This window comes from Brevibacillus parabrevis (assembly GCF_003710905.1).
In the GTDB taxonomy this organism is placed as follows: domain Bacteria; phylum Bacillota; class Bacilli; order Brevibacillales; family Brevibacillaceae; genus Brevibacillus; species Brevibacillus parabrevis.
This window is the reverse complement of sequence record NZ_RHHV01000019.1, coordinates 100,962-124,073: the sequence shown is the minus strand read 5'-3', so window position 1 is coordinate 124,073 and position 23,112 is coordinate 100,962. Positions and strand designations below refer to the sequence as shown.

At 51.9% G+C, this 23,112-nt stretch carries 25 protein-coding genes; 14 read left to right on the top strand and 11 right to left on the bottom strand.

Translation table 11 applies throughout. The features are described 5' to 3' along the window. Positions 1-198: 198 nt before the first annotated feature. Positions 199-1,254: a tetraprenyl-beta-curcumene synthase family protein gene (locus EDM60_RS24225; protein ID WP_122966226.1), complete on the top strand. Its 1,056-nt coding sequence runs from the start codon at positions 199-201 to the stop codon at positions 1,252-1,254. 11 nt (positions 1,255-1,265) lie between these two features. Here EDM60_RS24225 and EDM60_RS28845 read toward each other — a convergent pair whose 3' ends face one another. Then, entirely contained in the window at positions 1,266-1,439 is a 174-nt protein-coding gene (locus EDM60_RS28845; protein ID WP_005830013.1) for a DUF5325 family protein, read from the bottom strand. A 118-nt stretch (positions 1,440-1,557) separates the two neighbouring features. Between EDM60_RS28845 and EDM60_RS24220 the strand changes: the two genes are divergently transcribed. Together EDM60_RS24220 and EDM60_RS24215 are read left to right on the top strand one after the other, a co-directional pair. Next, entirely contained in the window at positions 1,558-2,178 is a 621-nt protein-coding gene (locus EDM60_RS24220; protein WP_063230480.1) for a PilZ domain-containing protein, read from the top strand. A gap of 260 nt (positions 2,179-2,438) precedes the next feature. Next, a complete protein-coding gene (locus EDM60_RS24215) occupies positions 2,439-2,648 on the top strand; it encodes a hypothetical protein (RefSeq protein WP_122966225.1) in 210 nt (69 codons plus the stop codon). A 6-nt stretch (positions 2,649-2,654) separates the two neighbouring features. Here EDM60_RS24215 and EDM60_RS24210 read toward each other — a convergent pair whose 3' ends face one another. Genes EDM60_RS24210 through EDM60_RS24200 form a run of 3 tightly spaced genes read right to left on the bottom strand, consistent with a single transcriptional unit; the run spans position 2,655 to position 6,837 of the window. Continuing rightward, a complete protein-coding gene (locus tag EDM60_RS24210) occupies positions 2,655-3,905 on the bottom strand; it encodes an MFS transporter (protein WP_122966224.1) in 1,251 nt (416 codons plus the stop codon). Positions 3,906-3,964: 59 nt separating this feature from the next. Further along, entirely contained in the window at positions 3,965-5,110 is a 1,146-nt protein-coding gene (locus tag EDM60_RS24205) for a winged helix-turn-helix domain-containing protein (protein WP_122966223.1), read from the bottom strand. Further along, complete coding sequence (locus tag EDM60_RS24200) at positions 5,101-6,837, bottom strand: sigma-54 interaction domain-containing protein (protein WP_122966222.1); 1,737 nt, start codon at positions 6,835-6,837, stop codon at positions 5,101-5,103. The genes EDM60_RS24205 and EDM60_RS24200 overlap by 10 nt, the downstream gene beginning before the upstream one ends. 250 nt (positions 6,838-7,087) lie before the next feature. On the opposite strand from EDM60_RS24200, the gene EDM60_RS24195 reads away from it, so the two are divergent. The 7 genes from EDM60_RS24195 (at position 7,088) to EDM60_RS24165 (ending at position 14,881) form a co-directional block, all read left to right on the top strand. Beyond that, entirely contained in the window at positions 7,088-8,008 is a 921-nt protein-coding gene (locus tag EDM60_RS24195; protein ID WP_063230470.1) for a proline dehydrogenase family protein, read from the top strand. A 100-nt stretch (positions 8,009-8,108) separates the two neighbouring features. Beyond that, positions 8,109-9,038 (top strand): DNA-3-methyladenine glycosylase family protein, encoded by a 930-nt coding sequence (locus EDM60_RS24190; protein WP_122966221.1) that lies wholly within the window; start codon positions 8,109-8,111, stop codon positions 9,036-9,038. Between the two features lie 117 nt (positions 9,039-9,155). Then, positions 9,156-10,511: a branched-chain amino acid transport system II carrier protein gene (gene brnQ, locus EDM60_RS24185; protein WP_122966220.1), complete on the top strand. Its 1,356-nt coding sequence runs from the start codon at positions 9,156-9,158 to the stop codon at positions 10,509-10,511. A 221-nt stretch (positions 10,512-10,732) separates the two neighbouring features. Further along, the gene (locus EDM60_RS24180; protein WP_063230467.1) at positions 10,733-11,428 is read left to right on the top strand and encodes a response regulator transcription factor; all 696 of its coding nucleotides are present in this window, start codon (positions 10,733-10,735) and stop codon (positions 11,426-11,428) included. Continuing rightward, positions 11,428-12,888, top strand: coding sequence for a sensor histidine kinase (locus EDM60_RS24175; protein WP_122966219.1), 1,461 nt, complete (start codon positions 11,428-11,430; stop codon positions 12,886-12,888). Before EDM60_RS24180 ends, EDM60_RS24175 begins: the two co-directional genes overlap by 1 nt. Positions 12,889-13,033: 145 nt before the next feature. Further along, entirely contained in the window at positions 13,034-13,408 is a 375-nt protein-coding gene (locus tag EDM60_RS24170; RefSeq protein WP_122966218.1) for a hypothetical protein, read from the top strand. 456 nt (positions 13,409-13,864) lie between these two features. After that, a complete protein-coding gene (locus EDM60_RS24165) occupies positions 13,865-14,881 on the top strand; it encodes a S66 family peptidase (RefSeq protein WP_122966217.1) in 1,017 nt (338 codons plus the stop codon). Positions 14,882-14,936: 55 nt separating this feature from the next. On the opposite strand, the gene EDM60_RS24160 is transcribed toward EDM60_RS24165, so the two are convergent. The 3 genes from EDM60_RS24160 to EDM60_RS24150 all read right to left on the bottom strand — a co-directional run bounded on the left by EDM60_RS24160 (position 14,937) and on the right by EDM60_RS24150 (position 16,994). Beyond that, complete coding sequence (locus EDM60_RS24160; protein WP_122966216.1) at positions 14,937-15,863, bottom strand: DMT family transporter; 927 nt, start codon at positions 15,861-15,863, stop codon at positions 14,937-14,939. Between the two features lie 163 nt (positions 15,864-16,026). After that, positions 16,027-16,539 carry a GNAT family N-acetyltransferase gene (locus EDM60_RS24155; protein WP_122966215.1) on the bottom strand — a complete coding sequence of 171 codons (513 nt, stop codon included), beginning with the start codon at positions 16,537-16,539 and terminating at the stop codon, positions 16,027-16,029. After that, the gene (locus EDM60_RS24150) at positions 16,536-16,994 is read right to left on the bottom strand and encodes a DinB family protein (RefSeq protein ID WP_122966214.1); all 459 of its coding nucleotides are present in this window, start codon (positions 16,992-16,994) and stop codon (positions 16,536-16,538) included. Before EDM60_RS24150 ends, EDM60_RS24155 begins: the two co-directional genes overlap by 4 nt. Positions 16,995-17,159: 165 nt before the next feature. Between EDM60_RS24150 and EDM60_RS24145 the strand changes: the two genes are divergently transcribed. Further along, on the top strand, positions 17,160-17,570 hold the full coding sequence (locus EDM60_RS24145; RefSeq protein ID WP_063230461.1) for an acyl-CoA thioesterase: 411 nt from the start codon (positions 17,160-17,162) through the stop codon (positions 17,568-17,570). A 72-nt stretch (positions 17,571-17,642) separates the two neighbouring features. Here EDM60_RS24145 and EDM60_RS24140 read toward each other — a convergent pair whose 3' ends face one another. Continuing rightward, positions 17,643-17,795 (bottom strand): hypothetical protein, encoded by a 153-nt coding sequence (locus EDM60_RS24140; RefSeq protein WP_233454081.1) that lies wholly within the window; start codon positions 17,793-17,795, stop codon positions 17,643-17,645. 138 nt (positions 17,796-17,933) lie between these two features. On the opposite strand from EDM60_RS24140, the gene EDM60_RS24135 reads away from it, so the two are divergent. Beyond that, positions 17,934-18,647 carry an HAD family hydrolase gene (locus tag EDM60_RS24135; protein ID WP_122966213.1) on the top strand — a complete coding sequence of 238 codons (714 nt, stop codon included), beginning with the start codon at positions 17,934-17,936 and terminating at the stop codon, positions 18,645-18,647. A gap of 65 nt (positions 18,648-18,712) precedes the next feature. Here the strand turns inward: EDM60_RS24135 and EDM60_RS28840 are convergent, their stop codons facing one another. The 3 genes from EDM60_RS28840 to EDM60_RS24125 are packed head-to-tail and all read right to left on the bottom strand — an operon-like array spanning position 18,713 to position 20,479. Then, positions 18,713-18,883 carry a hypothetical protein gene (locus EDM60_RS28840; protein WP_167470373.1) on the bottom strand — a complete coding sequence of 57 codons (171 nt, stop codon included), beginning with the start codon at positions 18,881-18,883 and terminating at the stop codon, positions 18,713-18,715. Next, positions 18,876-19,796, bottom strand: coding sequence for an ABC transporter ATP-binding protein (locus tag EDM60_RS24130; protein WP_122966212.1), 921 nt, complete (start codon positions 19,794-19,796; stop codon positions 18,876-18,878). Before EDM60_RS24130 ends, EDM60_RS28840 begins: the two co-directional genes overlap by 8 nt. Then, complete coding sequence (locus EDM60_RS24125; protein WP_122966211.1) at positions 19,796-20,479, bottom strand: ABC transporter permease; 684 nt, start codon at positions 20,477-20,479, stop codon at positions 19,796-19,798. The genes EDM60_RS24130 and EDM60_RS24125 overlap by 1 nt, the downstream gene beginning before the upstream one ends. A gap of 136 nt (positions 20,480-20,615) precedes the next feature. Between EDM60_RS24125 and EDM60_RS24120 the strand changes: the two genes are divergently transcribed. Together EDM60_RS24120 and EDM60_RS24115 are read left to right on the top strand one after the other, a co-directional pair. After that, positions 20,616-21,332 (top strand): response regulator transcription factor, encoded by a 717-nt coding sequence (locus tag EDM60_RS24120; protein ID WP_122966210.1) that lies wholly within the window; start codon positions 20,616-20,618, stop codon positions 21,330-21,332. Next, entirely contained in the window at positions 21,329-23,107 is a 1,779-nt protein-coding gene (locus EDM60_RS24115) for a sensor histidine kinase (RefSeq protein WP_122966209.1), read from the top strand. Before EDM60_RS24120 ends, EDM60_RS24115 begins: the two co-directional genes overlap by 4 nt. Positions 23,108-23,112: the final 5 nt, after the last annotated feature.

The following is a 23,112-nucleotide window of genomic DNA, read 5'->3' as shown; positions in this document are numbered from 1 at the left end:
GCTGTGCTTTTGTGCGTTAAGCTGCTGCATTGTCAGTTCGCGCTGTCATGCTTCCTCCGTTTGCTTTCAGACAAAAAAAGTTCATCCATTCCCTTCATAGAAAAGCAAAAAGAAGACGAGGATATGGCAAGGGTGACTTTTGGAGTGAGGATGCAAATGTGGTAAGATATTTCTATTGTTGTTTGGGGAGGGAAGCATGTGAGCGAACTACGCAATCCATGGCAGTTACTATACCGGGTCTATCGTCACGTTCAACCTGTTCTGGAGCGGGAGTTTGCGGCTTGGTACCGAAAAGCGCAGGCCATTCCGAATCCTGAGCTGGGAAAACAGGCGCAAGACAGCATGAACTCCAAAAAGTTTCACTGTCAGGGTGGATGTGTGTACGCCGCACAGGTCATTCCTTACGTGGAGACGATTGTGCCGTTGATCGTAGCTTATCAGACGATCAGCGACTACTTGGACAATTTGTGTGATCGAAGCACGTCACTAGACCCCGAGGACTTTCGCCAGCTGCATTATTCCATGCAGGATGCATTGACGCCTGGCGCGCCTCTGCGGGACTACTATTTATATCGGGAAGACAAGAATGATGGCGGCTTTTTGGCGGATTTGGTGCAAACCTGTCAACGTTATGCGGCCAAACTGCCTGCTTACAGCAAAATTCAATCCAAGGTACTGACCTTCTCCTGTCTGTACAGCGATTTGCAGGTGCACAAACATATCGCGCAGCATTTGCGTGAGAAAGCGTTGCTCGATTGGTGGGACGATCACAAGGAACGCTTCAGCTATTTGCAATGGCAAGAATTTGCGGCGGTCACTGGCTCGACGATCGGGATTTTCGCTTTGTTTTGCCTGGCGACAGATGAAAAGGTAAACGAGGAAACAATCGAAGCAGTCAGCGAAGCGTATTTTCCTTGGCTCTGCGGATTACATATTTTGCTTGATTACTTGATCGATCTGGAAGAAGACAGACTGGGCGGAGATTTGAATTTTGTCAGCTATTACGAATCCGAGCAGGTAGCGACGGAGCGCTTGCAGTTTTTCATAAAACAAGCAAAGGCAAGCGTTAAACGCTTGCCAAATCCTGCATTTCACCGTATGATCGTGGACGGGTTGGTCGCATTTTATCTGGCAGATCGCAAAGTAAACCGCAGCCAGCCACACATATATACCATCGCTAGACAGCTGCTGAAACAGGCAAAAGGACTGCCTTCTGTCCTGTTTTACGTGAACAGCCTGCTTGTACGGCGATAACGGAGAAGAGGTTAGCGCATATGCTTGCGCTTGTACGAAAAGCCAAATCCCATCAATGAGAAGGCAACAACGATACAACCAAGGATACCGAGGGGGCTTTTTTCCCCGATGGAAATGCCAACTCCGATGAGACAGGCGGTTACGCAAAATGCCAAAGCCAGTGTTACCATTTGATAACGATTCATCGGTTTGTAACCTCCTATCTGTCAATGTTCCCATTATACCTTATTTTCCGCGAAAAGCATCCAGGGAAAGATTCCGGAAAACCTAGTAAATTTTTGTACGAAGTGGTGGAGAACGTAGATGGAAAGCATTATACAAATTAGAAAAGGGAATCAATTGGTGGAAGGCCACGTGACATACGAAGAAGGAGATTTAATCGAAGCGGTCTTCCCCCAACACTTGGATGTGACGGTCGGTGATCAGATTCCATGTCTGTTGACCGCTGATTATGAAACCATCAGCAACTTTGAAGCAGTCGTCGTGGCGCGGGACAAAAATCGGCTGTTTTTGTTCCATTCGCCAACGGCCAGCGAGTTTCGCGAGCAACGCAGGCGCTATCCCCGCTTCGATATGGAAGTGAAGGGCTGGATTCAATATCCGACCCAAGAGCCGGATTCGTTTTTTTCCGTATACAGCCAAATGGTGTATTTGGTGAACCTGAGCCTGGGCGGACTGGCATTTCGGGCGGACAAACCTGTTCCCGTCGAGCAGGCGCTTGTCTTTTCCTTTGAGTTGTACGGGCGCAACAGACCGGATGGGGTCGTAATCTCCGAGTTGCAAATTATTCATGAGCGGATTGAAGCGCCGCATTATTTTTACGGCTGCACGATCAAAGGGATCAACGCGCGACATTTCCACAATTTGCGCAAATACATTTTGCACAGGCAGATTGAGGAGCGCCGAAAAGTGAAAATCGAATAACTCATTTCGTGAATTGGTCAGCGGGACCAATTTTTTTTTTGCAATTGACAACGGCTTTCCATTCGTTACTACCTCATTCCGATCCCTGATCTTTCAGTCATTTGTTCACTCGGAAGTGTCAGTGCAATCGCTGGCTGTCATTGTTCTGCATTTTTTCTTGACAACGCTGCTCGTATACGGGCTGTTGAGGCTGGTGGCCGGACGACTGGGCTGGCGGGATGACGCGTTAAAATGGAATGTGCTCGCTGCTACTTTGGCGAATGTCGGTTACTTCGGTTTGGCTGGTCTTGCCTGTCCTGATCGCCTGGCCGCTCGCCATGTGGATGAGCGAGAATCCAGTAGAGAGAGCGGTGATGATCCTGATGTTCGGGATGCCGACCTCTTTGAACCTGTTGTTGCTGGCAAAGGATCAACGGCAAGATACGAACGGGTTTGCGATGATTATTTTGCTGACGACGGTCAGGGCCTAAACGAAGTTATCCCGCTTGTCGAGAAGAGGCAGGAGAAGAATTTGCTGCCCGATTTCCCCAAATCCAGCGTTGCAGCACAATGGCAATTCCCCCGACAGCTGCGACGAGCAAGCCTATCCATAAAAAGCTTTTCGCCGGACCGAGCCAGGTCATCAAACCGCCGCCCATGAGCGGTGCGACGATAAATGTCACGCTGGAAAGCGAATCAATAATGCCCCGTACGCGTCCGAGTGCGTGTATGGGCGTTTCTTTTTGAATGAGGTAGTTCAGCCCTACGGAAGTCAACCCTGTCCCGATGCCGGCGAGCAACGAAGCCAGCAGCAGCCAGTAGATGGCCGACCCTGGCTGGAAGAGGCCGATCCAGGAAAAGCAGATGCCAATCAGCAGAACGCCGCCGCCAAGCACCCAGCCGTACGAGCGAATCTGGCCCCGCCGATGCAGCCATGTGATCGTCAAAAGCGCACCGAGTCCGATGACACTGACCGAGTAGCCGACGATCTCCGGACGATTCGGCACCTTTTCGCGGAAGATGACAGGAAGCTGCGCGTCTGCCAATTGAATCGCCATCATGGCGAGCAGCGAAAAAAGCGCGCTTACGAGCAAGACCCGATTTTGCAAAAAGACAGCCCAGCCTTCCTGCCAGGCGACGCGAAGCGAAACGGCTTTTTCTCCCGAGTCCGAGGCGGATTTGGGAAGGCGTCTCTCCACATTGCGAATCGTCAGCATGAGCAAAGTAGAGACGACATAGCTCGCGGCGTTGATCATGAGACAAATCGCGGGTGTCAGGATCGCGGCGATCGTCCCGCCGATCAACGGCCCGATCAGCTTGGCGGTTTGATAAATGCCTCCGTTCAAGGAAGCTGCCCGCAGCAGATGTTCAGGAGAAACAATTTGCCGCGTCAATGTCTGGTGGGCAGGATCGTTGAAGACGGAAGCGCAGGAGCGCAGGGCGATGACGAGCAGAAACGACAGCGGGTCAGGCATGGCGAGCAAAAGCAAGGTGAGGCTGGCCTGAACCATGTTGGCCGTCATGATCATCCGGACTTTGTGCACCCGATCAGCCAGCACTCCAGCAAATTGTCCGAGCACAATACCGGGAGCAGCATACGCAATCGGCAAGAGAGCCATCGTCATCGGATCGGCCTCCCAGACGTAGCCCAAAAAAATGGCGACAGCAATAAAATCGAACCAGTCTCCCAGCGTGGAAAGACCGTACGCAGTAAGCAGTGTCCGAAACGCCTTGTTTTTCTGTAACAAAAAAATCCCTCCATCGCATCGTGCTGATTTGATGATAAAAGGGATTTGTCAGAGGATTATCAAAAGCGGACGGACAGTTTGTGGATGATCGACTTTTTCAACTGCTCGAATTGGTATTGCGAGGATAAATCGTCCCACATTTTCTGATAGCGGCTCTCCCATTTGGCATCGCAGGGGAAGCGGCGGAAAAACAGCAGAATGTTGTGTACGGCGTAAATCAGGTGCGGGACAAATTGGGTGGACCGGATGACTTCGACACCTTCATCGACCAGCCGCCTCGCTTGAGCTGTCTCTTGACGGTGATATTGGCAGAAGCCTTGCAGCACTTTGAAGCTGCCCAGCTCCCGTTGCATCGGAACCTTTTGCAAAATGACAGAAGCTCTCGCCAGCTTGCTCTCGGCTATCTCAACTGAATCGGACAAAAGCTCCAGCCACGCTTCCTCTGCCAACAAAAAAACCGTGAAGCTTTCCGAATCCATTTGTTCCACGATTTTTCGCGCGCGGACCGCCTGCTCTCTGGCAAGCTGTTCTTCACCCGCCTGGATGTAGAGGGCGACGGCGTTGATTTGTATTTCGTCGCGAAATATTTCCGGCATCTCCGCTTGTCTTTTCACTACCTCCTGAAACACATGGATCGTTTTGCGCCCATCCATTTCCGTCATGTGGTAGAGGTGGAACAAATAAAACAGCTTTTCGCTCATCGGTGAATCCGTGTCCTCGATAAACCAGGCAAAATCCCCGACGACAAAGCGGATGTACATGGCGTAAAAAGGGTCCAGCTGAAATCCGAGAATTTCTTGATTGGCTGCGAGAGTCTGTAGGGCTGCGCCCATCCCCATTCCATGGTAGGTGGACAGCATTTGCCGGATGTGATCGGAAAAATTTTCGTTCAAAGCATGGAGCTGGGGCGGCGGCTGATGCTGCTTCCATGTCAGGCGGTAGCCTACCCCTCGCACTGTGTCGATGGTGAATAGATGGGACCATTTTTGCAGCTTTTTGCGCAGCCGATAAATGTGGTCGTCAATCGTCCGGTCTGTCGGATTTTCCAGCGGCCATACGGCGTCGAGCAAATTTTCCCGGCTGAAGGTCCGGTTTTTCCAGCTGTACATGTATTTCAGCAAGGTGTATTCTTTTGGCAAAAGAACAACGTTTTCCCCGCCGTAACGAACTGCAAGCTGGTCATCCTGCCATGAGATCAATTCCATCTGAACGACTCCTCATCAAGACCGTATTTCTTCATCTTATTGTAAAGGGTGCCCCGTGAGATGCCGAGCAGCTCGGCTGCCGCCTTTTTGTTTCCGTACGTGCGTTCCAGAGCTGCGATCACGCGCTCTTTTTCCGTCTGTCCGGGGGGATGATGCATCGCCAACGGATTTGCCGGGACGTGCACAGGACGCGTTGCTGCCGGGGCGCTGTACGTACTGTTTATGGACGCAAAAGCAGCGGGAGGAATCTCTTCATGCTGGGAGCGAATCGCGCTTGGCAAATGCTCCGGGGAGATGACGCCGTTTTCTTGCAGGATCGACAGGCGTTCAATGACATTCCGCAACTGCCGAATATTGCCTGGCCAGCTATAGTCGAACAAAGCCTGCATCACCTCTGACGCGATGCGCGGCACGGCTTGCTCATGCACGACAGAATACTCGTGGATGAAGATTTGGACAAGCTCCGGCAAATCTTCGCGTCTGGCGCGCAGCGGGGGAATTTCCAGCGAAAAGACGTTGAGCCGATAATACAAGTCTTCGCGAAAACGGCCGTCTGACACCATCTGTTCCAGTTGGCGGTTGGTTGCTGCTACGATGCGGGTGTTGACGGTGATCGGCTCGGTTCCCCCTACGCGGTAAAATTGCCGCTCTTGCAGGGCGCGGAGCAGCTTGACTTGCAGCTCCAGCGGAAGCTCCCCGATTTCGTCGAGGAAAAGCGTGCCGCCATGGGCCAGCTCCAGCTTGCCTGGCTTGCCTTTTTTCTCCGCTCCGGTAAAAGCGCCCCCCTGGTAGCCGAACAGCTCGCTTTCAAACAGCGCTGCCGGAATCGCTCCGCAGTTGATGGCGACAAAAGGCTTCTCCCGCCGTCTGCTGGCTTGGTGAATCGCTTTGGCAAACAGCTCTTTGCCCACGCCGCTTTCGCCGTAAATCAGCACGGTGGCGTCGGTTTGGGCGACCTTTTTCGCAGAGCTGATGGCGGCCTGAATGGAAGCGGAATGCCCTTTAATCACGTAAAAAGGATCATCCGCCGCCTGAAATCGGCTCATTTCCTGCTGCAAGTTGTGCAGGTGGGCGGTCGTGTGCGCCAGCTCCTCATTCAGCCGGACAAGCTCGGTAATATCCTGTTCAATCGAGATCGCCCCGATGATCTGCCCATCCTGGCGAATCGGTGCGGCATTGATCAGGACGTGGCTGTCCGGGCGGGGAATATGGTACACCCGTTGAACAGACGTGCCCTGGCGCAAGGCGTCCAAAAGGCGGATGGACTCGCTGGCAAAGTGCTCGTCAAGCGAGGTGCCAAGCACTTGATCCCGGTCGATCTCGTAAATGGTTTCAGCGGCCCGGTTCCAATACTGGACGATATTGTTGGAGTCGACGATCGTAATGGCTTCGCTCATCGTGTCCATCAAGGTGCTGAGCAGGACAGACTGGTTTTGCGTCAAATTGACAAAGGCGGCCAGCAATTGATTCGGCAAAACAATGCCTGTTGCCCGTCGTTCCCTATCGACCGTGACCAATGTGGGCGTGGGAGTAGTGGCGAGTGCCAGGCGGATATGTTCCAGACACTGGGCAAGCGTCGCGGTCGCGGGAACACAAATCACCGCTACATCACGCTCGCCGTTGCGCCATACACCCTCCTTTTCGCCGTCGCGTAATTTAATATCAAGAGGATTGACTGGAATTGCCAAGTCCGAGACAACACTATCCAGTGAGAATAGAGGTTTCAAATCGTCACTTCCTATCCACACTAACAGGTAAAAGGGACTGGTCATCTGCTTAGCCCTTACCCGTCAGTAATTGTAACTAATCAGAAGTGTACAAGAATAGACACGAAATGTACATATGTGTTGAAGCGTATGTACAGCAGTCGTGCTCCATCATGATTGGCAAAGTCAAGATATCACGAACCAGGCTGTGTTGGCACGGTTTATGCTAGTACAAATGATGCAGAGTACGTTGAGGAGGAGACAGTCAACGATGGAACAAGCTATGAAGGATTTTTTCTTATTCTTATCCAAAAATAAAGCGATGAATGCGGCTGCGAAAAAATGGGGGCTGCGCTTCGGGGCCAGCCGTTTTGTATCCGGTGTCACGATTGCAGAAGCAATCGCTGCCGTACGCAAGTTGAACCAGCAAGGTCTTGTTTGCACACTCGACCACTTGGGTGAATTTGTTTTCAGCCTGGAAGAAGCAAACGAGTCAGCTGACTACTGCATCAAAACATTGGAAGCGATTCACCAATCCGGTGTCGATTGCAACCTGTCGCTGAAAATGACTTCGCTCGGTCTGGATATCAGCCGCGAGCTGTGCATGACAAACATGAGACGCATCCTCGATGCAGCGAAGAAAAACGGCAACTTGTTCGTGCGGATCGACATGGAAGATTACGCACACAACCATGTGACGATGGAAATCCTGAATGAGCTGCTGGAAGAATACGACAATGTCGGAACGGTTATTCAAGCTTACCTGTACAAGGCTTCCGATGATATCGACAGCCTGAAAGACAAAAAGGTGAACTTCCGTCTGGTAAAAGGCGCTTACAAAGAGTCCGCGGAAGTCGCTTACCCGAACAAGCCGGATGTAGATGAGAACTACAAAAAAATCATCAAGCAACACCTGCTGAATGGCGGATATGCTGCCGTAGCCACACATGACGACAACATTATCGCTTATGTCAAACAACTGGAAAAAGAATACAACATTCCGCGTACACAGTTTGAGTTCCAAATGCTGTACGGTATCCGCACGCAATCCCAGATCGATCTGGCTCGCGAAGGCTACAAAATGCGCGTATACGTGCCATACGGAAATGACTGGTACGGCTACTTCATGCGTCGTCTGGCAGAAAGCCCGGCAAACGTGAAGTTCGTGCTCAAAGGAATGTTCTCGAAGTAAACCGCATACAACGCGTGAACCACACCCCTGGAGCTTTTCAGGGGTGTTTTGTGTTAGGATGGAGCCAAGAATCTGCCTTTGAGTGAAAGGGGTTATTTTCGTGCACGCATTCCAGATCCCGCTTATGCCTCCGTACTCCTTCGAACGACTTTTTCAACGGCTGCAAACTCATCCTGATCCCCAACTGGAAGTACAAGCAGAAAACAATCTGCTCAGGCGCGTTTTTCGGGTCGGGTCACGCCCGGTTTTGACCAGCTTGCAATTTGTGGGAAGTATCGATCAGCCGGTCTTGCAGGTCGGGACGACTTCGGCTTTGTCAGCAGAGGAACGAGACGAGCTGGTGCGCACGATCCGTCACGTTTTTTGCGCTGACCTCGACCTTTTGCCGATTTATGAACAAATGCAGGAAGAAGCTGAACTGGCTGTTTTGGTCAAACGGTTTCGCGGCCTGCGCTTGATGCACGACTCCGATCTGTTCCAGTCGATGGTCAAAACGATTATCGGTCAACAAATCAATCTGACCTTCGCGGCGAATTTGACGCAACGGTTGCTGGCATTGGCAGGCGATGAGGTCGTGGACGAGCGCGGGGTGAAGTTTCTCGCTTTTCCTACCGCGGAAGCAGTCGCCAGGCTCGCTGTGGAAGATTTGCGTCCCTTGCAGTTCAGCCAGCGCAAAGCGGAGTATATCATCGACTACGCGCGTGCGATTGTCGATGGAACCGTGGAGCTGGAGCGGCTGTGGGCGATGGAAGACGAGGAAGTTGTGGCTCATCTGACTGCCTTGCGCGGAATTGGCCGCTGGACAGTGGAGTGTCTCTTGATGTTCGGAATGGGCCGTCCCAATTTGCTGCCCGCCGCCGATATCGGACTGCGCAACGGGATTTCGCTTGTATATAAACTAGATACAAAGCCGGATGAGAAAGAAATTCGCCGCATGGGAGAACGCTGGGAACCGTGGCGAAGCATATATTCTCTATACATTTGGGAAGCGGTAGGCGCCGTCAAGCGCAAAGAGGTCTGGGAGGAATAGTTGTCACCTTTGACGAAAAATTCTTTACTTTTCAACAAATTACAGTTGATAAATGAAGAAAAATTAAGTTATACTAATAAAAATTTTATAAAAACCAACAATATGGTGGGGAGTAACATGAGAGATTTAACAAAGAGAGAAACCATTACTGTAGGACTTATGCTGTTTGCTTTGTTTTTTGGAGCCGGAAACATGATTTTCCCGCCAGCGCTTGGACAGGCTGCTGGTGAAAATGTATGGATTGCCATGCTCGGCTTTATTGTGACCGGGGTGGGCTTGCCGCTCCTCGGGGTGATCGCCGTAGGATTGGGCGGCGGCAATCTGCAAGCGTTGGCAGGGAGAGTTCATCCTCTGTTTGCAACCATCTTTACGTTTATTGTGTATTTGTCGATCGGGCCATTCATGGCAATCCCGCGAACAGGTACGGTTACTTACGAAATGGGCGTTCTGCCGTTTTTGTCTGAATCGGCAAAAGGAAGCCCGCTTCCGCTGCTTGTGACCACGATTGTTTATTTTGCGATCACGTTTTGGCTGGCATTGAATCCGAGCAAGCTTGTAGACCGAATTGGGAAAGTTCTGACTCCTGCTTTGCTGATCATTATTGGCATCATGTTTTTCAAATCGCTCCTTCAACCGATGGGCGAGGTAGGAGTGGCGATGGGAGATTACCAGCATACCGCCTTTTTCAAAGGGTTTGTCGAAGGTTATCTTACGCTGGATGCGTTGGCCGCGATGGTATTCGGTATCGTCGTCACTGCTGCGGTAAGGGAAAAGGGCATCACTGACCCGAAAAAGCTGACATGGTCGACGATCAAGGCGGCTGTCATTGCAGCGATCGGCTTGGGGCTTGTCTACCTGGCGCTGGGATACATGGGGGCGACCAGCTATTCATTGGGACAGTCCGATAATGGCGGACAAATTTTGACGGGCGCTGTCCAGCATCTGTTTGGTCCGCTCGGCAATCTGTTGCTCGGCGGCGCGGTATCACTCGCTTGCCTGACGACTTCTGTCGGGCTGGTGACGGCATGCAGCCGCTTTTTCTCCCAGCATATCCCGGGTGTTTCCTACAAGACAATGGCAATCATTTTGAGTGTGTTCAGCGCGGCTGTTGCCAATGTAGGGCTGACGCAGCTGATCGCGATATCCGTTCCGGTGCTCATGGCGATTTATCCGCTGGCGATTGTCTTGATGCTCGTATCGTTTTTCCACAAATCATTCAAAGGCTACGCCGCTGTTTACCAGGGGGCGATTATTGCCACAACGGTGGTCAGTTTGTTGGATGGATTTGCGCAGGCTGGCATCAAGATCGCGGCGCTCGCGCCGATTTTGGAGCATTTGCCGCTGCACAAGGAAGGGATCGGCTGGCTGCTTCCTGCCATCGCCGGAGGGCTGATCGGCTATCTATGGGGCAGCTTGCGTCCCGGCCGCAAAGACGGACAAAAAGTGTTGGAGCAAAAACTGGGCAAGGTGTAGGCTTTGCTTTGCCGATCGATCAGATGAAGAAAAGACGACGCGCCGCCTTGCAAAAGGGTCTGGCGCGTTTTTTGTCGCTTGTTCACTTCCTGCTATTCCCGGACAGTTAGGACTTCTATCCGTCCACAACGAGGATGATCTGTGTTACCATGGGAAAAAGCTGTAGCGTCTGCAACGGCACTTTTTTCCTATGCCGTTCAAAGGAAAGGAGGTTGTTAGCCATGGCCCAAATGAAGGTCCTCGTAGCTGATGACGATCCAAATGTACGCGAAATCATTCGCCTTTATTTTGAAAAACAACAGTTCGAGCTTGTCGTCGCCAAGGATGGACGGGAAGCTCTTGCCCTTGTAGAGACGGAACAACCCGATGTTTTGATTCTGGATGTCATGATGCCGCAAATGGACGGTTTTGAGGCGTGTCGGGAAATTCGCAAAAAATGGGATACGCCGATTATTATGCTGACGGCAAAAGATGAGGAATTTGACCGTGTGCTCGGTCTGGAGCTGGGAGCGGACGACTATGTGACCAAGCCGTTCAGCCCGCGCGAACTGGTGGCGCGAATCAGGGCGATCATGCGCCGCCTGCAGCCAAAGCCGAAGGTCGAGGAGGATGCGCCGCGCATTTTCAGCTTTGAGCAGTTGACGATTGACCTGGACAAGCGGGAGGTCATCGTCGCGGGAGAAAAGGTCAGCTTTCGCCCGAAAGAATTTGATTTACTCGTGCAGCTGGTCAAATCGCCAGGCAGCGTATGGTCGCGCGAGCAACTTCTCGAACAAGTGTGGGGCTTCGATTATTTCGGAGACGTCCGCACCATCGACGTTCATATCAAAAAGATCAGACAACGGCTGGAAAATCTCCCGTATGAGTGCATCCACACAGTCTGGGGGATCGGCTACAAGTTTGGGGTGGAGAGCTGATGCTGGGCACTTCCAAAAGCATTTTCCGCCGTCTGCTGTTCAGCTTTTTGGCTACTGTGCTTGTCGGACTGGGCATTTCCGGCATCCTGCTCTCCTTTTTTGCGAGGGAGTACATTTACAATTCCAAGGAAGAAGAATTGCTGCGGATGGCGAAAAAGGTCAACGTCGCGATTCACGACAGCAATCGGGTGAACAAGGAGTTGCTGGACAAGCTGGCGATGCTCGACGAATCGTTTGACACCCGGATATGGCTGTTCAACAAAGAGGGGAAAATTGTCGCGACTTCGATGAAGGACGAAGTTTTCACCGGAAAGTCGGTCGCTGTCTCGATCGCAGATAACGTGCTGAAAGGCAAAAATGCGGTCACGGAATTGAAAATCGAAGGACTGGAGGACCCGATGCTCTCAGTCTCTGTGCCGTGGGGCGAGGGGGAGCAGGTGTACGGGGGAATCATCCTGCATGCTCCAATCGAAGGGATCGAGAAAACGTTCGGGCAAATGCGCGAGTCGATTTTATGGGCTACGCTGTTCGGCGTTGTGCTGTCTACGGCGATGGTTTCCTACTTGTCCTGGTCGATCTCCCGCCCGTTGCGCACGATTGAGCGGACGGCTGCGGAGATCGGCAGGGGCAATTACGCAGAGCGCGTCCAGGTCGATACGCACGATGAAATCGGCGATTTGGCTCACACGATCAACACGATGGCGGAAAAGCTGGAAAAGGTCGAACAGGAGCGGCACCATCTGGAACAGGTGCGCAACGACTTTCTCGCCAATGTGTCGCATGAGCTGCGCACGCCGCTGACGGCGATGCAAGGATTTTTGGAGGCATTGCAGGACGGGCTGGTAGAAGATGAGGAAGCGCGGCAAAAGTATTACGCCGTCATGTACTCGGAGACGATGCAGGTGAATCGTCTGGTCGACGACTTGATGGATTTGATGAAGCTGGAGAACAACGAGGTCAATCTCGCCAAGTTCCCGGTCGACGTGGCAGAGGTCATGAACCGCGTAGCTTTTTCATTCCGGCAAGAGGCGGAAGAAAAAGGGCTTCAACTGGTAGTCGAGGCCGAAGCGGAACTGCCGCGCATTTACGCGGACAAGGATCGGGTCGCGCAAATTTTGAAGAACCTCTTGAAAAATGCGCTGAAATTCACTACGGCTGGCGAAATCCGGATGACCGCCGGGCTGCAGGAGCAATGGATGCGCATCCAGGTGCAGGATACGGGGATGGGGATTGCTGCGGACGATCTCGACCGGATTTGGGAGCGATTTTTCAAGGTGGATCGCGGTCGCTCCAAAAACAATAAAGGTACAGGGCTTGGACTTGCCATCGTCAAAGAGCTGGTAGAACTGCACGATGGCGTGTGTCGCGTGGAAAGTGTGCCGGGGGAAGGCAGCACCTTTACTATTTTGTTGCCGATCATGCCGGTATCGCCCGTATCGCTCGTCAAACAGGGACCATGACGCTGCTTGCGGTCATGGTCATACTTTTTTCATAATTAGATCATGGTTTTTTCCTATTCTCCTTACAGAATGGTTATCTTTGCCCGTTACGATGTTCTTGTGACGGCGAGAAGGTCACGAAGCCAAGGATGAAAGGAGAATGAGCATGAATAAAAAATGGATTTCCATTGCAGCTGTCGCATTACTCCTGTCTGGAAGCCTGGTTGCCTGCTCCAGCACAACAGGGACGCCTGAACCAGCGACACAACAAGAAGGCACCAGTCAAACGACACCAGCTACAGGTGATGGACAATCGAGTGACAACTCGGTTTCGGAGGACAAATCGACGTCTGATGCATCGAGCAACAGCTCTGATGCGACAACAGGCGGCTCGGATAGCACAAGCACGTCATCTGACGCACCAGCGGCTGACAGCAACAGCTCAGACAGCAAGTCTGACGCAGGCGCTGCTGGAACGACAGGAACGGAAAACAGCGGATCAGCCGATCAGTCTACATCAACTGATACGAGCAAGCAGTAACGATTCGATTCGCCAACTGGAATCACGTTTGTAATGTTTGTTGAAACTCCTCTACTTCCCTCCCGTTTTATATAAATGGTTGACGGCTCCGTGCTGTCCCGGCTGTCGAGAAAGTCTCGGCAGCTATTTTTTTTGCTGTGGCATCTGATCTGGCTGAACGGGAATCATCCGGCGGAGAAAGAGCGTCCAGCATGGGTCACTATAGCGCACGCGTAAAGGGCTACTCCATCAAAAGTGGAGTAACCCTTTTTTCTGCACAGCCTAGCTGGTTTCGATACACGCATATGTATTGGAGAAAATCCGTTTTTCGAGATCGTTTTTCTTTCACTGGGTGTTGTTCCAACATGGATAGCAGTCGGCTTTTCAAATGGTCAGGGAGCAAAGCGCGTCATCCATATCCATCTGCTTTTTGTCTGATTTTACGATAAAATGGAAAAAAGGCGAGGGGGGAACATTGTGATTACATATCCGGTCTTGAAAAAAGGCAGCACAATCGGCGTAACGGCTCCATCGTCCGGGGTGCCGGCTGAATTGCATGAACTGCTTACACTTGCCTGCAAACGAGCGGAGGAACGGGGCTATTCAACCGTTTGCAAAGACACAGCATGGACGCAGCAAAAAGCAAGGTCTGCTGATGCAGCCATCCGCGCAGCAGAATTTAATGCCATGCTTCGCGACGAAAACATCGATCTGATCATCCCTCCATGGGGTGGCGAACTGTTGATTGAAATTCTCGATCAGCTCGATTTTGAAGCATTTCCGGCCAAATGGGTGCTTGGCTATTCCGATATCAGTCTGTTGTTGCTTGCGATTACATTGAAAACGGGTGTAGCCACGGCTCATGGCACCAATCTGATCGACTTGCGCGGGGAGAACATGGATGCGACGACAGCCCAATGGGAGGCTGTACTTTCGACCAAAACAGGCGAGCAGGTTGTACAAGAGGCGTCCGAATACTACCAGGCAGAGTGGCAGCACGACAACCCATCACCTTATGTGTTTCACCTTACTGAGCCGACTCGTTGGAAAACGACCGAATCAGAGCCAGTACATATAACGGGACGGCTGCTTGGCGGTTGCATAGACACGATCCGGCATGTGATCGGAACACCCTACGGGGATGTAGCGCGGTTTCAACAAACGATGATTCAAAATGAACAACTGCTGTGGTATTTGGAAAACTGTGAATTGTCGGCTGCCGACTTGCGCAGATCGCTTGTCCAGATGAAGCTGGCAGGCTGGTTCGCTCACTGTGCCGGGATCATGTTTGGACGCAGTGCAGCGAATCACGCTGTTCAGGGCTATACAGCAGAGGACGTGTACCAGGAGCTGGCGGATGAGCTGCGAATCCCGATTTTGTACGATATTGATTGCGGACATATGCCTCCGCAAATGACGTTTGTCAATGGAGCGAGAGCCACGGTCGATATGGCTGAGGGAAGAGCGAAGGTTACGCAACATTTTTGTCCGTAGCGGCATGGAAAAAAGGACAGCGAGCGAGTTGCCAGCTGTCCTTTTTCGCGTTTGTTTATGATCTTTTCGCTGAATCGGCGGTTTCAGTGGCAGTGCGCTTGCGCAGATTGGACAAGGCTACGCCGAGAAAAATGAAGGCAGCTCCAACGAAAAAGCTGGTGCCCAGGTGTTCGTGGAGCAACAGCCAGCCGAGAAAAGCTCCGACAATCGGCTGGACGAAAAAGAAGCCTGCGCCACTGCCAGCTTGCATAAGCTCAAAGCCCTTGTTCCACAAATAAAACGCTCCGGCAGTCGAGATTAGCCCGATATACAGGACGCCCGCCCAAATCTCCCAGCCAAATTGCCACGATATCGGGGTGACAGATAGCTCCCAGAGCATGACAGGACTTGTGAAGACGAGCCCGAACAAAGCGACATACGTTGTGACAAGCAGCGAGGAATAACGCTGCGTCGCTTTTTTGCTAAGGACGGTGTACAGCCCCCAGCTTACTGCTGCGACCAACAGAATCAGGTTTCCCGTCAATGACGATTGGGCATCCGCCTGATCTGGCACACCGATTACGATGATCACGCCAACCGTTGCAAGCACGATTCCGGCGGCTTGCTTGAAGTGAATGCTTTCTTTCAGCAGCCAGACGGCAAAAATCGCAATAAAAGCTGGAGACGCGGAAGTAATCAGGGCGCCCATATGCGCCGTAGAGAGCTTGGTGCCGAGAAATTGGGCTGCAATCGAGATCGTGACCCCGACAAAAGCAATGCCCATGAGCAACGGATAATCTCTTTTCTGAACGACTTCCTTGCGGGCCAAAGCGAATGCCCCCAACACGAGCAAAGCGATGCCGAATCGCAGGATCAACAAAGTAAACGGCGGAATGACTTCCAGTACGACTTTGCTCACGACATACACGCCGCCCCAAATCGCTGCCGCAAGTGTCAGGCAGATGGCGCCAAGCAATGACTGTTTCCATGGTGAATACGACATAACAACAATCCCTCCCGGAATGATCTGATCCGTACAAATAGGCTTGTATAGCCGGGAGGCAGGAAAAAAGACGCTTCCTCACCGACTAGGCGAGGACAGGCACATCACATTCATACAGGTGGCGCTTCATTGTGATTCACCTCCTTGTTATCGGGATGAGAGTTCAAGCTTCAAGCCATTTGGCGACCAGCAGGACAGGCTGTGTCAACTGCCCGACAGGTGCTTCTACTTGACGATACTGCTCGTAGCCAAGCTTGCCCCAAAAAAGCAGCGCTGGTTCATTGTACGCGATAATACCATGGTGAATGTGTTTGGTGCCGCGCAATAGGCAAAAGTCTTCAAACAGCTTCACCGCTTCTGTTCCCAGCCCTTTTCGTTGCCAGGACGCATGCAGAACGAGCAAACTGACCCAGCTTTTCGCATCGTGCTCGCTGGAGAGGACGACGTGCATCACACCGACGGGAGCTTCCTTTACCGTCAGCAGGAGCCAATAGCCATGGGGGATCGCCAGCGCAGAATGGTACTCCGCTTCCAACTCGGAAAGGTTCATGGTGTCGGTACGGGAGCGCAGCAAGTTGTACTGTGGATTGCTGTTGTACATATCGAGCACGTACGGCAGCTCAGCACGCTGCATCTCGCGGATGACGAGTTGTTTTCCGGAAAAGGACAAGGTCATCTTGCGCCGCCGTATTTGCGAATCAGGCCGATTTGTCCGCCATGATACCCCATATGATAAATCAGGCGACCGAGAGCCTGACGGGGAGTCAGCGTGCCGATGGGAGCTTCGCATGCCACATCCCAGGCATCCTGTGGCAGAGTGGTCAAAGCATCGACGAGATAATCGTAAGACGCCTCGCAAATAGCTAAAAGCTCATTCATATCAGTAAAATTGCCTTCGTCCTTGACTGGACCAATCGTGGCCAGAGAGGAGATATAATCAGGAAGCGGACGCGCAAAAAACATGGTACAGAAGCGAAATTCGACCTCGGCGATATGGCGAATCAAAAAGCCAATGGAGTTTGATTCGGGAGCGAGCTTCAATGGCAGCTCGTCAGCCTTAAGGTTCGAAAGTGTGTTCAAATAGCGGGAACGGGCTGTTTGCAGAGAAGGCAGCAATTCTTGCTCGAACATGGAACCATCCTTTCACGTACCGTAATAGGCGCTTGTCCTTTCTTTTATTATAGGAGAATCAACGGGAAAGAACAGCGTGATCATTCGGAAAATTTTGAATGAATATTCACTCAGTTGCCGATTTTCGTTATACTAAAGAAAACAACAGCCAAGGAGTGAGAGAAAATGGCCCATCGCTTTGCGTTTACCGTGCAGTCTACGGATATTGATGTAATCGGTCATGTGAATAATGCCAAGTATTTGGAGTATATGGAGTGGGCGCGTTTTGACTGGATCTGGCAGCTCGGATTTACACTCGATGAATTGAAGCGGCGGGCCATTATGCCTGTAGTCGTGAATATTAATATCAACTATCGCAAAGAGCTGCGGATGAGAGAAGAGGTTTATGCGATTACGACAGCGCTGCGGGTGAAAGAAAAAAGCTTCGTGATTCGCCATGAGCTGTTCAACATACATGACGAGCTGGTGGCCGATGCGGATGTCACGATGGTGATGATCGATGCCAACACGAGGCGGTCGATATTACTGCCGGAGGAACTGAGAGAAGCTCTGGAAAAAGAGTTAGCTGCGAAGTAAACCGTACGGCAATCGGCGATGAAAAAGCTGATCGGCCAGGCTAATCCTGCTTGAGCACAGGGATATCTTGTTTCAATTCCGAAACAGTGCCCTTAGCTCCAGCACTTCCTTTATCAAAGCATCCAGTTTGGCGTTTGTTTTATCCTTTCGATCCAAAAGAGCGCGAGTAACCAAACGAAGCTCATTCATTCCTTCCAGCAGCTGGTCAAGCTTCTCTTCTGACATGTCAATCCTCCTCCTTTTTCGCAAATGATGCCAAAAACGTGATGGCGGCTCTCATAATCCGTTACAATGATCTTAGCAAAAGACAGAGCCTTGCGCAGGTATTATTTAGAGGAAAAATGGAAGAGGAAGTGACCTACATTGTCTCGATTCAGTACGATCCTGTTTGATCTCGACGATACGCTGTTTGACTTTTCCGCTTGCTGGGAGCAGGGGATGCAGCAAACGATTGCCACTCATGCATTAACAGCAGGCATGGATGCTGCCGGACTGCTCTCGGCGCTGCGTCGCCACGGTGACGATCTGTGGATCGACGTCATTGCGAAAAAATACGATTTCACGCAGTATCGCCAACTGCGGATGCAAAGGGCAATGGCTGATTTCAACCGGATCATCGAAGCCCGGGACGTGGACGATTTTCAGCGTGCGTACCAGGCGGCGTGTCTCGATGCCGTACAGCCTGATCCATCCGTGCAACAAATCGTTGCGCAGCTGGCGGAGCAGCACAAGCTTGGCATCGTCACCAACGGCCCGGTTGATATGGCGTTTATCAAACTCGAACGTTTAGGGTTGTCCTCCTATTTTCCGCAAGATCGGGTGATTATTTCCGAGCTTTTGGGCTATCACAAGCCAGACCCGCGCATTTATGCCACGGCACGGGAACGGCTGGAAGCAGCGAGCGGCGAAGTTTTGTTTGTCGGCGATACGTGGGAAGCAGATGTCGCCGGAGCCATCGATGCCGGCTTTAGCGCGATCTGGCTCAACCCGAAAGGAAAGACGGCGATCACAGACCACAAGCCGCTGGCCGTGATCGAACGCCTTGATCAACTGCCGTCTTACTTATCATTCATGTGATCTGTTGCGCCGAAAAAGACAGCTTCGTCCCGGAAAAATGTCGGGATAAAAGCTGTCTTTTTCGTTTACTCGCCTGTACCGCGTTCTGTCCATTTCTTCCGGACGATGATGATCAAGTTCACGGTAATCACTCCGATCAGGAGCCATGTGGAGGGAGTCCACAAGTCGTCATTTTTGAAGATAATCCGATAGACAAAGACAGTGGACAAAATCAGTAAAATCATTTTGCTAGACATAGGTATCAGCATCCTGCATAAAGATTTTTTCCAGAGAGGGAACTTCCACATTCACGCCGTAAATATCCACGCGTTCCTGTACGAGCGCGCGTACCAGGGCGGCGACTTTTTGTTCCTCATCCACTTGAAGCGAAAAGCGACCATCCCCCCAACTGAGGTTGCGACCGAGCGATGCGATAAATGCGTGCAATGCAGGGTGCTCGTCAGTGGCAAAAGCGGAGTGGCGAACTTGTACCTGCCGCCATGTCTGCTGCGCTGCCTGCAACTCGTCGAGGCTGCCGAGCGAAGCGATTTTTCCGCTTTTCATGATGGCGATGCGGGTGCAAATCTTTTCTACCTCATGCAAGTTGTGCGAGGTCATAAAAATCGTTTTGCCCTTCTCGTGCAGACGGCGCAGCAGCTCCTGAATGTGCAGGGCGGATTCGACGTCAACGCCAGAGGTAGGTTCATCGAGGAACAAAATTTCTGGATCGCCGATCATTGCCTGGGCAATTCCGAGTTTCTTTTTCATCCCGAAAGAAAAAGTTTTCGCTTTGCGCGAAGCATGTTCAGCAAGCTCTACCGCTCCGAGGATGCGCATGCACTCCTCATTCGTCAAGGCAACCCCTTTGACACGGGCAAAATAGCGCAGATGATCGGCAGCCGACAGAGAGTCGTAAAAAGTGGAATAGTCCGGCAAGACGCCAATGCGCCGTTTCCATTGTTCATTGCGGACGTCCTGGCCAAACATCTCGATTTGTCCGGAAGTCGGGCGAATAATCCCTGTCAGCATGTTGATAAAAGTAGACTTCCCGGCTCCGTTTCGCCCGAGAAACCCGAAGATTTCCCCGCCTTGTACAGACAGGCTTACTTGATCGACGACGGTGCGGTCACCGAAACGTTTGCTCAATTCCATCGTTTGAAAGACGGCCATTAACAATCCCTCCTTTGGAACAAGTACATGGAAGCGCCGAGAAACAGGACGACATAGCCCCAGATGACTCCGACCCACGCGCCGCCTTTTTCCAGGTAAGTAAACGGAGTCAAGTAAGCGATCCATTGTGCAGCAGGCTGCTCGGAAAACGTGCTCCACAATCCCAGTCCCGGGAGCAGCATCGCCACGACAATTCCGAGAAACATCGTGTAGCTCGGGCGCGGAACTACGAGAGACAGCAAGAGAGCCAGCGAAATGCAGTAGACGAGCAGAGACAAGCAGTGCAAAAAGGTTTTGGCGTCAAACGTATGCACAGTAGCGAGTACGACGCCAAAAGTAATCACGAGACAGCTCAGCCAGAAGCAGAGGATTCCGAGAAATTTCCCCAGGATGATCTTGTTCCGGGAAGTGCGGGTGACGAGAAAGCGAATCGTCCGGCCTGCCAGCTCACGGTTGATGACGTCATGCGACAGACTAAAGACGAAGAGCGGTCCCAAAAGCATAATCAATACAAAAACGCCCAAGGCGTGTCCCTTCGCCAGTTCTTGTTGGGGGATCAAAGTTGCCGCTTGATTGACCAGATCGGAAACCCAATACGACACGCCGACGATAAAGGCGATCGTAATCAGTGACTTGATACTTTTGAACAAACGAAAATATTCATGCCTGCAAATAGCCCACATAGTGTTATTCGCTCCTTTCTTCTACAGCATAGAGGATGAATCTTTCCTCTACGAAAACGCAACCTTACCATTACCTTATCTTTTATAATGGCCGCCCCCGCTCGTGATATGATGAGGGAGAAAAGGGAGTGAGAATGTGGAACAAGAAGCGAGAATTTTGCTGGTAGATGACGAGGAAGCGATTTTGCACATGCTAAAAACCGTTTTGCAAAAAGAAGGCTTCGTACATATAGATACATGCACAAGAGCCGAACAGGCGCTGCGGATGGTCGAGGAACGCCAATATGACTTGCTGATTCTCGACGTCATGCTGCCGGACAAAAACGGCTTTGAGCTTTGCTCCGCTGTTCGCCAGCGCACGAAAGCGCCGATTTTTTTCCTGACGGCGAAAGGAACCGACTTTGACAAATTGAGCGGCTTTGCTCACGGGGCAGACGATTATATCACCAAGCCTTTTCATCCATTGGAAGTCGTCGCCCGGATGAAGGCGCACTTGCGCCGAACGCTGGGAGGGCCAGCACCTGCGCCGGAAGCGAAAATTTACGACTTCGGCCGTTTTCAGGTCAATGCGGAGGCAGCCGAGTTAACCGTGAACAACGAGCAGGTTGACTGTCCGGCGCAAGTCTTTTCTTTGCTGGTGTTTTTTTGCCAGAATCCGAATCGCGTGTTCACCAAAGAACAAATTTACGATCACGTCTGGAAGGACGAGTACGGGCTGTTCGATGAAAATACGGTGATGGTGCACATCCACAAGCTGCGCCAGCGAATCGAGGAAAATCCGGGACAACCGAAGTATTTGCTTACCGTCAGAGGATTGGGGTACAAGCTGGTGACGCCAGGGAGACAGGCATGAATCTGCGCAAAAAGCTGATCATCCAATACGTTCGCCAGTTTTTCGGCTTTTTGCTGGTTTTGCTTCTGTGCCTGATCGGCTCGCTCATCGTTTTGGGCTATCGCCTCATGAACGAGGAGCTGGAAACGGATCTGTCCCGCCTGGTCGCTTCCGATTTGCGCATGCAGCTCGAATGGGAGCAAGACAAGATAAGTGTCAACGACCGAGTGAAAAAAAGCGTCGATAGCCACAACGGCTGGCTGCAGATTATCGATCCGAAAGGGACGCTTTTGTATGCGTATCGCACCCCGGCGACTATCCCGCAAGCGTATGAGCCGGGAGAGTGGATCACGCAGACGCAAAACGACCAGGCTTCGGCTTACTACGTGAAGCATTGGGTGGTAGAACAGGAGCTGTCGGAGCAAAAAGTAATCGTGCTGTACGGGACGCCAGCTCCGGAAAACGCCTTGATGGCGCAGCTTTTGGCAGCAAAACCGACAGCTGGCTCCCCGGTTCCTGCCGAGCTTGCGAACAGCTTCTCCCTAGAAAAGGGCTGGTACGCCATTTATGATCGGCAAGGCAAGCTCGTCGCGGAGTACAACGCAGCAGATGCAGCTAAGCAGCTCGACCTGATCCCGATTTTGCAGAACGGCAAAGAAAGCCGAAACGTCCCTGTCATCACCACTAGCCGCTACGACAAGGCGAGCGGTTTTACGTATATCGTGGGTGTTGCCAACCCGTGGTATCGCCCGGGAGCTGCGGCAGAGTCCGTCGACAACATGATTGCCTATTCGTTTTTGCAGGTGGGCGCCGTCCTGATTGTGTCTGTGCTGCTGGCGGGCAGCTGGTATGCGCTGCGGGTCGGGAAACCGCTTTTGCACATGGTGAACTGGCTGGGCAACCTGGCGCAAGGACGCTATGCAGAGCCGATTGGCAAAAACGGTCGGCGCATCGGAACGACGCGAAAAGGCAAGCGGAAAAAGTCGTTCGCCGTCTTTCAGGACATTTTTGACGCGTTGGCGAAGCTGAGCCATACTTTACAGACCAATGAAGAACGGCAAAAAGACATCGAGAAAACGCGCGAAGAATGGATATCCGGGCTTTCCCATGATTTGAAGACGCCGCTCAGCTCGATTTTTGGCTATGCGACCATGCTGGAGTCGGAGCAGTACGAGTGGGGCAGGGCGGAAGTAAACCAGTTTGGCCGAACGATCCGGGAGAAAGCCGATTACATGAATGGCTTGATCGAAGACTTGAATTTGACGTACCGTTTAAAAAATCACGCGCTGCCGCTGATGAAAGAGCCAGTGTCTGTCGTGGAGGCGATCCGCAGAATGACAGCTGACCTGGTAAACGAGCCGAGCGCGTCTGGGCACGAGATCGAGTTTGAGGCTCAAGAGGAAAAAATCGTGGCGCTGCTCGATCCGAAATGGTTTTCGCGGATCGTCATCAACATTTTGACCAATGCGATCCGGCATACGCCAAAAGGGACGCTTGTGCGCGTAGAGGTCAGTCTTGCTGCCCCTGACAGCTTTGCAGTTCGCATCGCGGACAATGGTCCGGGGATGGACGAAAAAACAAAAGCGAGCTTGTTTGAACGCTATTATCGCGGGGGGCACACCAAAGAGGATACGAGCGGAACCGGACTGGGGATGGCTATCGCCAAACAGCTTGTTCTCGCCCACGCCGGGAACATCGAGGTCAAAAGCGAGCCGGGGAAGGGAACAGAGGTAGTGATGATGTTTCCTTGCCAGACGCAGACAGCAAGTCATGGCAGCCTGCCGACAAAGACATAAAAAAG

What these genes read in the sequence shown, in the direction of transcription:
- EDM60_RS28845 (WP_005830013.1), bottom strand. Translation starts at nt 1,439, where the DNA reads ATGAATCGTTATCAAATGGTAACACTGGCTTTGGCATTTTGCGTAACC.
- EDM60_RS24220 (WP_063230480.1), top strand. Translation starts at nt 1,558, where the DNA reads ATGGAAAGCATTATACAAATTAGAAAAGGGAATCAATTGGTGGAAGGC.
- EDM60_RS24215 (WP_122966225.1), top strand. Translation starts at nt 2,439, where the DNA reads ATGTCGGTTACTTCGGTTTGGCTGGTCTTGCCTGTCCTGATCGCCTGG.
- EDM60_RS24205 (WP_122966223.1), bottom strand. Translation starts at nt 5,110, where the DNA reads ATGGAATTGATCTCATGGCAGGATGACCAGCTTGCAGTTCGTTACGGC.
- EDM60_RS24195 (WP_063230470.1), top strand. Translation starts at nt 7,088, where the DNA reads ATGGAACAAGCTATGAAGGATTTTTTCTTATTCTTATCCAAAAATAAA.
- brnQ (WP_122966220.1), top strand. Translation starts at nt 9,156, where the DNA reads ATGAGAGATTTAACAAAGAGAGAAACCATTACTGTAGGACTTATGCTG.
- EDM60_RS24180 (WP_063230467.1), top strand. Translation starts at nt 10,733, where the DNA reads ATGGCCCAAATGAAGGTCCTCGTAGCTGATGACGATCCAAATGTACGC.
- EDM60_RS24175 (WP_122966219.1), top strand. Translation starts at nt 11,428, where the DNA reads ATGCTGGGCACTTCCAAAAGCATTTTCCGCCGTCTGCTGTTCAGCTTT.
- EDM60_RS24170 (WP_122966218.1), top strand. Translation starts at nt 13,034, where the DNA reads ATGAATAAAAAATGGATTTCCATTGCAGCTGTCGCATTACTCCTGTCT.
- EDM60_RS24160 (WP_122966216.1), bottom strand. Translation starts at nt 15,863, where the DNA reads ATGTCGTATTCACCATGGAAACAGTCATTGCTTGGCGCCATCTGCCTG.
- EDM60_RS24155 (WP_122966215.1), bottom strand. Translation starts at nt 16,539, where the DNA reads ATGACCTTGTCCTTTTCCGGAAAACAACTCGTCATCCGCGAGATGCAG.
- EDM60_RS24150 (WP_122966214.1), bottom strand. Translation starts at nt 16,994, where the DNA reads ATGTTCGAGCAAGAATTGCTGCCTTCTCTGCAAACAGCCCGTTCCCGC.
- EDM60_RS24145 (WP_063230461.1), top strand. Translation starts at nt 17,160, where the DNA reads ATGGCCCATCGCTTTGCGTTTACCGTGCAGTCTACGGATATTGATGTA.
- EDM60_RS24140 (WP_233454081.1), bottom strand. Translation starts at nt 17,795, where the DNA reads ATGTCAGAAGAGAAGCTTGACCAGCTGCTGGAAGGAATGAATGAGCTT.
- EDM60_RS28840 (WP_167470373.1), bottom strand. Translation starts at nt 18,883, where the DNA reads ATGTCTAGCAAAATGATTTTACTGATTTTGTCCACTGTCTTTGTCTAT.
- EDM60_RS24130 (WP_122966212.1), bottom strand. Translation starts at nt 19,796, where the DNA reads ATGGCCGTCTTTCAAACGATGGAATTGAGCAAACGTTTCGGTGACCGC.
- EDM60_RS24125 (WP_122966211.1), bottom strand. Translation starts at nt 20,479, where the DNA reads ATGTGGGCTATTTGCAGGCATGAATATTTTCGTTTGTTCAAAAGTATC.
- EDM60_RS24115 (WP_122966209.1), top strand. Translation starts at nt 21,329, where the DNA reads ATGAATCTGCGCAAAAAGCTGATCATCCAATACGTTCGCCAGTTTTTC.